The sequence below is a fragment of the Bacillota bacterium genome (genome assembly GCA_023511835.1).
In the GTDB taxonomy this organism is placed as follows: domain Bacteria; phylum Bacillota; class Sulfobacillia; order JAIMAT01; family JAIMAT01; genus JAIMAT01.
The window spans coordinates 1-10,990 of record JAIMAT010000067.1; the positions used below are offsets into that span (position 1 = coordinate 1).

Consider the following 10,990-nt stretch of genomic DNA (forward strand, 5'->3'; position numbering starts at 1 on the left):
GCGCGGCGTCTCGACGGCGGAGTACGCGCTGCTCCTGGCGCTGGTGGTGGTGGTGCTCATCACCTCCCTGACCACGCTGGGGCGGGCGCTGCGCGACCGCATCACGGAGCTGACCAACACCATCGTGGGCGCCCAGTAGGAGGGGGGAGGGCGAGGTCGACCCTCGGCCAGGCCACGGTGGAGTTCACCCTGGTGTTGGGCCTGCTCGTCCTCCTTCTGGTGGCTCTGGTCGACTTCGGCGCCGTCCTCAACGGCCAGCTGGTGGTGGCGGAGGCGGCCCGCGCCGGCGGGCGGCGGGCGGCCATCGACGGCGGCGCCTCGCCCGGCGCCTTCGACGTGGTGCGCGAGCAGCTGGCGGCAGGCGGGCTGGACCCGGCCCAGGCCCGGATCGAGATCTGGCCGCGGCACGCCACCTACGGCACGCTGGTCCACGTGCGTGTCGAGACCGAGCGGGAGCTGCACAACCCGGTCAGTCGCGTCAGCGGGCGCAACCGGCTCCGCCTGGGCAGCGAGTCGGTGGGACGGAGCGAGCGGCTGGGCGACCGGACGGGGGACGCCTGGTGAGGCGGCAGAACGGCCGGTGCGGGCGGGCGGGGCGCGCCCGGCAGCGGGGAGCGGTCAGCGCCTGGTTCGTGCTGGCGCTCCCCGCCCTGCTCCTCCTCCTGGCGCTGGTGGCGGATGTGGGGCGCTTCTTCGTGCTCCGCGCGCTGGCCCAGAACGCGGCCGACCTGGGCGCGCTGGCCGGCGTCCAGGAGCTGGACCTGGCGCGGCTCGCCGAGGGGGAGCGCTGGCTCCTGACCAGCCAGGCGGAGGCGGCCGCCTATGCGGTGGCCGACGCCAATGCCCGCGCGGCCCTGCCCGGCGAGCCCTACGTCATCGAGACGCTGGCCGTCAACGCAGCGGCCGGAGCGCCCCGCCGCCACCCGTGGAGCGGCCGCTGGCTGGCGGACCCCACCGTCAGCGTGCGCGTGACGCTCAACGCGCGCAGCTTCTTCCTGGGCGGTCGCCGGCTTCCGCTCCGCGTCCAGGGGGACGCCAGCGTCATCGAGCGGCCGGGCTTCTGGGAGGATTGAAGCCGCGCGGGAGGAAGGGGAGAGGGCCGATCCGCTATGATAGGCGCGGGTTGCCAACCGCGGAGGCGGCGGCGCCGGCGGTGCCGGCGGGCCGAGCCCGCGACGAACGGGAGATGGGAACGTGCCGCCATGGCCGCAGGGAAGCGAGGGAGCCGGCCCCGCTGCGGGCGGCTCCGGCCCGGCCGCGGAGGAGGTGCGCAACGCCGTCCGCGGGGAGGACGGCCTCCTGCGCACGCCGCTTTACGGGCTGGAGTGCGAGCTGGGGGCGCGCATGGGCGAGTTCGCCGGCTGGGAGCTGCCCATCCAGTTCTCGGGCATCCTGGAGGAGCACCGCGCCGTGCGCTCGGCCGCCGGCCTCTTCGACGTCTCGCACATGGGCAAGATCGTCGTCCGCGGCCGCGAGGCGGCCGCGCTGCTCGACTTCGCCGCCACCAACGCGGTGGCGCAGGCGGAGGTGGGGCAGGCGGTCTACACGCCCTTCTGCCGTGAGGACGGGGGCGTCCTCGACGACGCGGTCGTCTACCGCCGGGGCGAGAGCTCCTTCCTGGTGGTGGTCAACGCGGCCAACACGGCCAAGGACTTCCGCCACCTGGCGGAGCTGGCGCGCCGCTTCGAGACCGAGGTGGAGGACGAGACGGAGGGCTGGGGCCAGATCGCCCTCCAGGGGCCGGAAGCCGAGGCGATCCTGGAGGAGCTGACCGAGGCGCCGATCCACGACCTGGGCAGCTACCGCTTCCTCGACGGCGCCACGGTGGCCGGGGTGAGCGCGCTGGTCTCGCGCACCGGCTACACGGGCGAGGACGGCTTCGAGCTCTACGCAGGCGCCGCGCAGATCGAGGCGCTGGCCAGGGCCATCCTCGCGGCGGGGCGGCCCCGAGGGCTCCTGCCGGCCGGCCTGGGGGCGCGCGACACGCTCCGCTTCGAGGCCTGCCTGCCCCTCTACGGGCAGGAGCTGGACGAGGGGATCAACCCGCTGGAGGCCCGCCTGGGCCGCTTCGTCAAGTTCGAGAAGGGCGACTTCCTCGGGCGGGAGGCGCTGGAGCGGGTCCGACGCGAGGGGCCGCGCCGCCACCTGGTCGGCTTCCGCATGGTGGGGCGGGGCATCGCCCGCCACGGCTACGAGGTCTTCCGCGACGGGCGGCCGGCCGGCCGCGTCACCAGCGGCTCCTACGCGCCCAGCCTGGAGGCCAACCTGGGCCTGGCGCTCCTGGAGGGGGAGGCGCCCCAGCCGGGGGAGAGGCTGGAGGTGGAGGTACGCGGGCGCAGGGTGGAGGCCGAGGTGGTCAAGCTGCCATTTTATCGCCGCCCGGGGGCGGCGCGTCGAGGGGGCTAGAGGGCGTGCAGGTGCCGGAGGATCTGCGCTACAGCCGCGAACACGAGTGGGTCCGCCTGGAGGGCGACGGGACGGCACGGGTCGGCATCACCGACTACGCGCAGTCGGAGCTGGGGGACGTGGTCTACGTAGAGCTGCCCGAGGTGGGCCGCCACCTGCGGGCGGGCGAGGCGCTGGGCGTGGTCGAGTCGGTCAAGTCGGTCTCGGATATCTACTGCCCCATCTCGGGCCGCGTGGCCGAGGTGAACGGCGCGCTCACCGCCAGCCCGGAGAAGGTCAACCAGGACCCCTACGGCGAGGGCTGGATGGTGCGGCTGGAGCCGGACGACCCGGCGGAGGCCGAGTCGCTCCTGGACGCGGCCGGCTACCGGGCGCTGATCGGGGCGGAGGGAGGGGCATGAGCTACATCCCCCAGGGCGAGGAGGAGCGCGCCCGCATGCTGGCGGCGCTGGGCCTGGAGAGCGTGGAGGAGCTCTACGCCGTCCTGCCCGAGGAGGCGCGCCTCGGGCGGCCGCTCCGGCTGCCGGGACCGCTGAGCGAGCTGGAGCTGGAGCGGGAGCTGGGCGGGCTGGCGGCGCGGAACGCGGACGCCTCCAAGGCGGTCTGCTTCCTGGGCGCGGGCGCCTACGACCGCTGGGTGCCGGCGGTGGTGGACGCCATCGTCGGCCGCGGCGAGTTCCTCACCGCCTACACGCCCTACCAGCCCGAGGTGAGCCAGGGCACCCTCCAGTCCATCTTCGAGTACCAGTCCATGATCTGTGGGCTGACCGGGCTGGAGGTGGCCAACGCCTCGCTCTACGACGGGGCGAGCGCGCTGGGCGAGGCGCTGCTCATGGCGGCCAACGTCACCGGGCGCGAGCGCTTCCTGCTGCCCTCGACGCTGCATCCCTTCTACCGCGACGTGGCCGAGGCCTACGCGCGCGGGCCGCGGCTGCGCCTGGAGACGCTGCCCGAGGAGGGTGGGCGGATCGCCGCCGGCGCGGTCTCGCAGGTGGACGAGACGGTGGCGGCGGTGGTGGTGCAGCAGCCCAACTTCCTCGGGCTGATCGAGGACCCGCGGCCGCTGGTCGAGGCGGCCCACGCCGGCGGCGCCCTGGCCGTGCTGGTCGTCGACCCGGTCTCGCTGGGGCTGCTCGCCTCGCCGGGCGAGCTGGGGGCGGACATCGCCGTGGGCGAGGGGCAGCCGTTGGGCAGCCACCTCAACTTCGGAGGGCCGTACCTGGGCTTCCTCGCGGCGCGCGAGCGGTACGTGCGCCGTATGCCCGGGCGCATCGCCGGACAGACGCGCGACGTGGACGGCCGCGTCGGCTACGTGCTGACGCTGCAGGCGCGGGAGCAGCACATCCGCCGCGAGCGCGCCACCTCCAACGTCTGCACCAACGAGGCGCTGGTGGCCCTGGCGGCCAGCGTCTACCTGGCCACGCTGGGCACGCGCGGCCTCGGCGAGGTGGCGCGCCAGTCGGCGCTCAAGGCGCGCTATCTGGCGGCGGAGCTCGGCCGCCTGCCCGGCGTCCGGCTCGCCTTCGACGGTCCCTTCTTCGACGAGTTCGTGGTCGAGCTGCCGCAGGAGGCCGAGGCCGTCTCCGAGGCGATGCTCGACCGCGGCTTCCTGGCCGGCCTGCCGCTGGGGCGCTTCCGCCCCGGCTGGGAGCGGCGGCTTCTGGTGGCGGTGACGGAGAAGCGGAGCCGCGAGGAGCTGGACGGCTACGTGCGCGCGCTGGGGGAGGTGCTGGCGGCGTGGGCGAGCCGCTGATCTACGAGCTGGGCGGCCCCGGCCATCGCGGGGCCGAGCTGCCGCCGCTGGACGTGCCGGCGCCGGCGGGCGCGGAGGAGGAGCCGCTGGCGGATCTGCCCGCGGGACTGCGGCGGCGCGAGGCGCCGCTCCTGCCCGAGGTGAGCGAGCCCGAGGTGGTCCGCCACTACACGCGCCTCTCCGAGATGAACTACGCCGTCGACAACGGCTTCTACCCGCTGGGCTCCTGCACCATGAAGTACAACCCGAAGCGGAACGACGCCCTGGCCGCGCTCCCCGGTTTCCGCGACCTCCACCCGCTGGCCCCGGAGCGGGCCAGCCAGGGAGCGCTGGAGCTGATGGCGCGGCTGGAGGCGGCGCTGGCCGAGATCACCGGCATGGCGCGCTTCTCGCTCCAGCCGGCCGCCGGCGCCCAGGGCGAGTTCACCGGCCTCTCCATCGTCCGCGCCTACCACGAGAGCCGCGGCGAGCGGCGGGAGAAGGTGATCGTCCCCGACTCCGCCCACGGCACCAACCCGGCCAGCGCCGCCATGTGCGGCTACCAGGTGGTGGAGGTCCGCTCCGACGCCCGCGGCGGCATCGACCTGGAGGCGCTGGAGGCCGCCCTGGGTCCGGACGTGGCGGCGCTCATGCTGACCAATCCGAACACGCTCGGCCTCTTCGACGAGCAGACGCTCGAGATCGCGCGCCGCGTCCACGCGGCGGGCGCGCTCCTCTACTACGACGGCGCCAACCTCAACGCCATCCTGGGCCGGGCCCGCCCGGGCGACATGGGCTTCGACATCGTCCACCTCAACCTGCACAAGACCTTCTCCGGCCCGCACGGCGGCGGCGGACCGGGGTCGGGGCCGGTGGGCGTCGTCTCCGGTCTGGAGCCCTTCCTCCCGCGCCCGCTGGTGGTCCGCGACGGCGACCGCTACCGCTTCGACTGGGGGGGCGAGGGCGGAACGGCGCGGCCGGCCGCGGGAGGCGTCGGCAAGGTGCAGGCCTTCTGGGGCAACTTCGCCGTCGCCGTCCGCGCCTACGCCTACATCCTGACGCTGGGCGGCGAGGGACTCCGGCAGGTGGCGGAGACGGCCGTCCTCAACGCCAACTACCTGATGCGCCGCCTGGCCGGCAGCTTCGAGCTCCCCTACGACCGGAGCTGCATGCACGAGTTCGTCCTCTCCGGCGAGCGGCTCAGGAAGGAGACGGGCGTTCGCGTCCTGGACGTGGCCAAGCGGCTCCTGGACTACGGCTTCCACCCGGGCACCGTCTACTTCCCGCTGATCGTCGAGGAGGCGCTGATGATCGAGCCCACGGAGACCGAGAGCCTGGCCACGCTGGACGCCTACGCCGAGGCGCTGGAGGCCATCGTGCGCGAGGCGCGCGAGGAGCCGGAGAAGCTTCGCCAGGCGCCCTTCACCACGCCCGTGCGGCGCCTGGACGAGGTCTCGGCCGCCCGCCGCCCGGTGCTCCGCTGGCAGCCGCGGCAGGCGGGGCAGGGCTGACGGGCGGAGGGAGCGGCGGGCGGGCCGCGCGGGACGGCCGGCCCGCCCGCAGGGAGGAAGCGAGTGGCGAGGACGGGGAGGTCGGAGGCGTGGCCACGATGGAGCACCTGCAGCAGAGCGACCCCGAGGTGGCGCGGCTGATCCGCGCCGAGGCGCGGCGCCAGAACGGCGGGCTCGAGCTGATCGCCTCGGAGAACTTCACGAGCCCGGCGGTGCTGGAGGCGATGGGCAGCTGCCTGACCAACAAGTACGCCGAGGGCTACCCCGGGCGCCGCTACTACGGCGGCTGCGAGATGGTGGACGAGGTGGAGCGGCTGGCGCAGGAGCGGGCCAAACGCCTCTTCGGCGCCGAGCACGCCAACGTCCAGCCCCACTCCGGCGCGCAGGCCAACATGGCCGTCTACTATGCGGCGCTGGAGCCCGGCGACACCGTGCTAGGCATGGACCTCAACCACGGTGGCCACCTGACCCACGGCAGCCCCGTCAACTTCTCGGGGCGCTGGTACCGTTTCGTCGCCTACGGGGTCGACCGGGAGAGCGAGACCATCGATTACGAGGCCGTGGAGCGGCTGGCCGAGGAGGTCCGGCCGCGCCTGATCGTGGCCGGGGCCAGCGCCTACCCGCGCCTCATCGACTTCGCCCGCTTCGCCCGCATCGCCCGTTCCGTGGGCGCGAAACTGATGGTGGACATGGCGCACATCGCCGGGCTGGTGGCCGCCGGCCTCCACCCGACGCCGGTGGGCCACGCCGACTTTGTCACCTCCACCACCCATAAGACGCTCCGCGGCCCGCGCTCGGGCTTCATCCTCACCACCGCGGCGGAGGCGCGCGCCGTTGACCACGCCGTCTTCCCCGGCATCCAGGGCGGGCCGCTGGAGCACGTCATCGCGGCCAAGGCCGTCTGCTTCGGGGAGGCGCTCCAGCCCGCCTTCCGCCAGTACCAGGAGCGGGTGGTGGAGAACGCGCGCGTCCTCGCCGCCACCCTCGAGGAGCTGGGTCTGCCGCTGGTCTCCGGCGGCACCGACAACCACCTGATGCTGGCCAAGGTGGGCGCGCTCGGCCTGACCGGCAAGGAGGCGGAGGAGATCCTGGCGCGCGTCGGCATCACCGTCAACAAGAACGTCATCCCCTTCGACACGGCCAAGCCCACGGTCACCTCGGGCATCCGGCTGGGGACGCCCGCCCTGACCACGCGCGGCATGGGCGCGGAGGAGATGCGGCAGATCGGCGAGTGGATCGTGAGCGCGCTCCGGAGGCGCGACGACGCCGCGCACCTCGAGGCGCTGCGCCGCGAGGTGGAGGCGCTCTGCCGGCGCTTCCCGCTTCCGTACGAGGGCGCCACCGCAGACGAGGAGGAAGAGCTCCCGTGAACCAGGCGGAAACGGCGGGAATGGCGGCCATCCGCTCGCTCATCCGCGAGATCCCGGACTTCCCGGCGCCGGGCGTCCTCTTCCGCGACATCACGCCGCTCCTCCACGAGCCGGCGGCCATGCGCGAGGTGGTGCGCCGCATGGCGGAGCACTGGCGGGGGGAGCCGCTGGAGGCAGTGGCGGGCATCGAGTCGCGCGGCTTCCTCTTCGCCGTGCCGCTGGCGCTGGCGCTCGACCTGCCCTTCGTGCCGCTGCGCAAACCCGGCAAGCTGCCGGCGCGGGTCCGCCGCGTCGACTACCGGCTGGAGTACGGGCAGGCGGCGCTGGAGGTGCACGAGGACGCCATCCGCGCCGGCGACCGGTTGCTGGTGGTCGACGACCTGCTGGCGACCGGGGGGACCAGCGCCGCCGCGGCGCGGCTGATCGGGGAGCTGGGCGGCCGCGTGAGCGGCTTCTGCTACCTGGTGGAGCTGGGCGAGCTGCACGGGCGCCAGCGCCTGGAGGCGCCCGTCTTCTCGCTCCTTCAGCTCTGAAGCGGCCGGCCCCTGCCGGCACTCGGGAGGCGAACGGCTTGGAGGAACGTCTGGCGCGGCTGCGCGAGGCGATGGAGCGGCGCGGCCTCGAGGCCGTCTGGATCACGGGTGAAAAGAATCGCTATTATCTCAGCGGTTTCCGTTCGTCGGCGGGCGCGCTCCTGATCACGCGCGACCGGAGCTGCTTGATCACCGACTTCCGTTACGTGGAGGCCGCCCGGCAGGGGGCGCCCGGCTTCGAGGTCCACCGCCACGGGCAGGGGCCGGAGGAGGACATGCTGGCCGTCGCCCTGCGCATCCTCGAGGAGGAGTCGGTGCACAACGTCGCCTTCGAGGAGGGCCAGCTCTCCTGGGCGGCGGGCGAGGAGCTGCGCCGGCGCTGGCATGGCCTCGAGGTGGTGCCCGGCGGGGGCCTGGTGGAAGAGCTTCGCCGGTTGAAGGACCCCGCCGAGGTGGAGGCCGTCGCCACCGCCTGCCGCATCGCCGAGGAGGCGCTGGAGGAAGTCCTGCCCGAGCTGAAGCCCGGGGTGCGCGAGTCGGACTTCGCCCTGGCGCTGGAGTGGGCCATGCGCAAGCGCGGCGCGGAGGCCGCGGCCTTCGAGTTCATCGTCGCCTCCGGCCCGCGCGGGGCGCTGCCGCACGGCTACGCCTCGGAGCGGCGCGTGCAGGCGGGCGAGCTGGTCACCATCGACTTCGGCGCCAGCTGGCGGGGCTACGCTTCGGATGTGACGCGGACCGTGGCCGTGGGCCACGTCGACGAGGAGCAGCGCCGCGTCTACGAGATCGTCCGGCAGGCGCAGCAGGCGGGCCTGGAGGCGCTCCGCCCCGGCGCGACCGGCGGCGAGGTGGACGCGGCCGCCCGCGAGCGCATCGCGCGGGAGGGCTTCGGCGCCGCCTTCGGCCACAGCCTCGGCCACGGCGTGGGCCTCGACGTCCACGAGGCGCCCAGGCTGGCGGCGGGCAGCGAGGAGCGGCTGGAGCCCGGCATGGTGGTCACCGTGGAGCCGGGGATCTACCGGCCCGGCTGGGGCGGCGTCCGCATCGAGGACACCGTGCTGGTGACGGCGGACGGGTACCGCAACCTTTGCTCGAGTTCCAAGGAGCTGCGGGTCCTCTGAGCCGCCGTCGGGCGGGACGGGGCCCGGGCGCCGCCGGGGGAGAGATGGCATGATCTCGACCAACGATTTCCACGCGGGCGTCTTCATCGTCCTGGACGGCCAGATCCACGAGGTCGTCGAGTCGCAGCACGTCAAGCCGGGCAAGGGGCCGGCCTTCGTGCGCGCCACGCTGCGCAACCTGGCCACCGGGGCGCTCTACGAACGGACGTTCAACGCCGGCGTCAAGATCGAGCAGGCCATCGTCGAGCGCCGGCCGGGGCAGTATCTCTACCAGAGCGGCGACACCTACTTCGTCATGGACAACGAGACGTACGAGCAGTTCCCGGTGCCGCGCGAGATGTTCGGGGAGCAGATCCGCTTCCTGAAGGAGAACATGCCGGTCGACCTGGTGCTCCACGAGGGGCGCGTGCTGGGCGTCCACATGCCCAACGTGGTCGAACTGCGCGTGGTGGAGACCGAGCCGGGCGTGCGCGGCGACACCGCCAGCAACGCCACCAAGAACGCGCGCCTGGAGACCGGCGTCAGCGTCCGGGTGCCGCTCTTCGTCGAGAACGGCGACCTGCTCAAGATCGACACCCGGACGGGCGAGTACATCAGCCGCGCCTAGCGCCGTGCGGGCGCGCCTCCGGCCGTCCGCGCCGCTTTCGCATGCCGGCGGCCAGCTGGCCGGCCGCGGATGGACTGTGAGCAATTGGCCCCTCGTTCCGCCCCGGCCCACCGCCTTCCGCGGGGATACTAGCCGCCGAGGGCGGAGCGAGGGGGTGGAAGAAGGCCATGGAGGAGCTGCAGGCCCGAATCGCCTACCTGCACGGGCTGGCCAACGGGCTGGAGCGGGTCGACGGGCAGCAGACGGCGGAGCTGATGCGCGGCATCCTCGACGTCCTCGACGGCATCGCCGGCGAGCTGGAGGCGCTGCGCGAGGACACCTCGGAGCTGGACGAGTACGTCCAGAGCGTCGACGAGGACCTGGCCCAGGTGGAGAACGAGTTCTGGAGCACGCCCGGCGGGGAGTCCGAGGCCGGGGAGGAGGCCGCCACCTCGGTGGAATGTCCCAACTGCGGCCTGGTGCTCGAGTTCCAGCCGTCCGACTTCGCCGACGAAGAGGGCCGCGTCGAGCTGATCTGCCCCAACTGCGGCGAGAACATCCGCCTGGAGCGGGACGAGCGGCAGGGCGGCGCGCGCCGGGGCGCCGGCGAGGCCGCGCACGAGGCGGGCGGCCCGCCGGGCGGGCGCGACGGGCGTGACGGCCCGGCGGGCGGCGGACGCGGAGGCGGTCGCGCGCGCATGCGGGCCGGCGGGCAGCGCGAGCGCGCGAGCCGCGTCACCGTCGTCGAAGACCAGCGCGGATAGGGAGCCATGAGAGCCCGCGAGCCGGCCCGCCCCCGGGGGTCCCGCCGGCCGCGCTCTGCCTGCCCCCGTCCCGCACCGCGCCGGGCGGCCGGCCCCTCGTCGCGGGCTCCGGTGCCGGCCGGCTCTAAGGGTTCTCGCCCGGTTTCCCGGGCAGATACTCCACCATCACCCCTCTTCCCAAGATGCGGGTGACGGGACCTGTGAAGACCGCTCCCACCTCTGTCGCGTGCATTAAGCCCTGCACCATTTGAGTGGCTTTGTTGATGGCTTCCGTGGTTTTGGCAAGGATATAGACCGTGCCGTCTTGCTCAACGTCAATTTGCTCTGCTCCGCTCTCCAGGATGATCCGTTTGATGACCTTGCCGGCAGGTCCGATGAGTTTGCCTACGCAGAGCGGGTCAATTTGGACGGTGCAGATTCGTGGGGCATTGGGGTTGAGTTCCTTCCGCCTTTCGGGAAGAGCCTCCTCAATTTTGTCCAGAATATACAGGCGTGCCTGGCGCGCTTGCTCCAGGGCGCTTTGAAGGATAGGGAAGGGGACTCCAAAGATCTTGGTGTCTAATTGAAGCGCGGTGATGCCCTCGCGGGTGCCGGCGACCTTGAAGTCCATATCCCCACAGAAATCTTCAATGCCCTGGATATCCGTTAGAACGACAAAGCGATCTTCACTTTTGATAAGCCCCATCGCAATGCCTGCCACAGGAGCTTTGATGGGCACCCCACAATCCAGCAAGGCAATGGTAGAGCCACAGACGCTTGCCATGGAAGTAGAACCGTTGGATTCCAGGACTTCGCTCACCAGGTGAAGAGTGTAAGGGAATTCCTCTTTAGGGGGAATCACGGGAAGGAGAGCCCTTTCTGCTAAAGCCCCGTGCCCTATCTCGCGTCTGGAAGGGCCTCTTAGAAACTTGACTTCTCCAACAGAAAAGGGCGGGAACTTGTAATGGAGCATGAATGACTTGTAAGTAGC

At 72.7% G+C, this 10,990-nt stretch carries 13 protein-coding genes; 12 read left to right on the forward strand and 1 reads right to left on the reverse strand.

What is annotated here, in order from left to right; all coding sequences use genetic code 11:
* The 12 genes from K6U79_09120 to K6U79_09175 all read left to right on the forward strand — a co-directional run.
* Positions 1-139 (forward strand): Flp family type IVb pilin (locus K6U79_09120; GenBank protein MCL6522512.1); only part of this gene is annotated, 139 nt, incomplete at its 5' end.
* A 53-nt stretch (positions 140-192) separates the two neighbouring features.
* On the forward strand, positions 193-564 hold the full coding sequence (locus K6U79_09125; protein MCL6522513.1) for a pilus assembly protein TadE: 372 nt from the start codon (positions 193-195) through the stop codon (positions 562-564).
* Positions 561-1,073 (forward strand): pilus assembly protein, encoded by a 513-nt coding sequence (locus K6U79_09130; protein MCL6522514.1) that lies wholly within the window; start codon positions 561-563, stop codon positions 1,071-1,073. Before K6U79_09125 ends, K6U79_09130 begins: the two co-directional genes overlap by 4 nt.
* 271 nt (positions 1,074-1,344) lie before the next feature.
* The gene (gene gcvT / locus K6U79_09135; GenBank protein MCL6522515.1) at positions 1,345-2,406 is read left to right on the forward strand and encodes a glycine cleavage system aminomethyltransferase GcvT; all 1,062 of its coding nucleotides are present in this window, start codon (positions 1,345-1,347) and stop codon (positions 2,404-2,406) included.
* A 5-nt stretch (positions 2,407-2,411) separates the two neighbouring features.
* Positions 2,412-2,807 (forward strand): glycine cleavage system protein GcvH, encoded by a 396-nt coding sequence (gene gcvH / locus K6U79_09140; protein ID MCL6522516.1) that lies wholly within the window; start codon positions 2,412-2,414, stop codon positions 2,805-2,807.
* Positions 2,804-4,159, forward strand: a complete 1,356-nt coding sequence (gene gcvPA / locus K6U79_09145) for an aminomethyl-transferring glycine dehydrogenase subunit GcvPA (protein MCL6522517.1) — start codon at positions 2,804-2,806, stop codon at positions 4,157-4,159. Before gcvH ends, gcvPA begins: the two co-directional genes overlap by 4 nt.
* Positions 4,144-5,649 (forward strand): aminomethyl-transferring glycine dehydrogenase subunit GcvPB, encoded by a 1,506-nt coding sequence (gene gcvPB, locus K6U79_09150; GenBank protein MCL6522518.1) that lies wholly within the window; start codon positions 4,144-4,146, stop codon positions 5,647-5,649. Before gcvPA ends, gcvPB begins: the two co-directional genes overlap by 16 nt.
* A gap of 98 nt (positions 5,650-5,747) precedes the next feature.
* The gene (locus K6U79_09155; protein MCL6522519.1) at positions 5,748-7,019 is read left to right on the forward strand and encodes a serine hydroxymethyltransferase; all 1,272 of its coding nucleotides are present in this window, start codon (positions 5,748-5,750) and stop codon (positions 7,017-7,019) included.
* Positions 7,020-7,039: 20 nt separating this feature from the next.
* Positions 7,040-7,552: an adenine phosphoribosyltransferase gene (locus tag K6U79_09160; GenBank protein MCL6522520.1), complete on the forward strand. Its 513-nt coding sequence runs from the start codon at positions 7,040-7,042 to the stop codon at positions 7,550-7,552.
* 38 nt (positions 7,553-7,590) lie between these two features.
* Positions 7,591-8,670: a Xaa-Pro peptidase family protein gene (locus K6U79_09165; protein MCL6522521.1), complete on the forward strand. Its 1,080-nt coding sequence runs from the start codon at positions 7,591-7,593 to the stop codon at positions 8,668-8,670.
* A gap of 49 nt (positions 8,671-8,719) precedes the next feature.
* Positions 8,720-9,277 (forward strand): elongation factor P, encoded by a 558-nt coding sequence (gene efp / locus K6U79_09170; GenBank protein ID MCL6522522.1) that lies wholly within the window; start codon positions 8,720-8,722, stop codon positions 9,275-9,277.
* 167 nt (positions 9,278-9,444) lie between these two features.
* The gene (locus tag K6U79_09175; protein MCL6522523.1) at positions 9,445-10,020 is read left to right on the forward strand and encodes a transposase; all 576 of its coding nucleotides are present in this window, start codon (positions 9,445-9,447) and stop codon (positions 10,018-10,020) included.
* A 124-nt stretch (positions 10,021-10,144) separates the two neighbouring features.
* Here the strand turns inward: K6U79_09175 and K6U79_09180 are convergent.
* A partial coding sequence (locus K6U79_09180) for a polyribonucleotide nucleotidyltransferase (GenBank protein MCL6522524.1) occupies positions 10,145-10,990 on the reverse strand: 846 nt, incomplete at its 5' end.

Bases quoted from the DNA above. Each gene is read 5' to 3' on its own strand.
- gcvPA (MCL6522517.1), top strand. From the start codon at position 2,804: ATGAGCTACATCCCCCAGGGCGAGGAGGAGCGCGCCCGCATGCTGGCG.
- efp (MCL6522522.1), top strand. From the start codon at position 8,720: ATGATCTCGACCAACGATTTCCACGCGGGCGTCTTCATCGTCCTGGAC.
- K6U79_09160 (MCL6522520.1), top strand. From the start codon at position 7,040: ATGGCGGCCATCCGCTCGCTCATCCGCGAGATCCCGGACTTCCCGGCG.
- K6U79_09175 (MCL6522523.1), top strand. From the start codon at position 9,445: ATGGAGGAGCTGCAGGCCCGAATCGCCTACCTGCACGGGCTGGCCAAC.
- K6U79_09155 (MCL6522519.1), top strand. From the start codon at position 5,748: ATGGAGCACCTGCAGCAGAGCGACCCCGAGGTGGCGCGGCTGATCCGC.
- gcvT (MCL6522515.1), top strand. From the start codon at position 1,345: ATGGGCGAGTTCGCCGGCTGGGAGCTGCCCATCCAGTTCTCGGGCATC.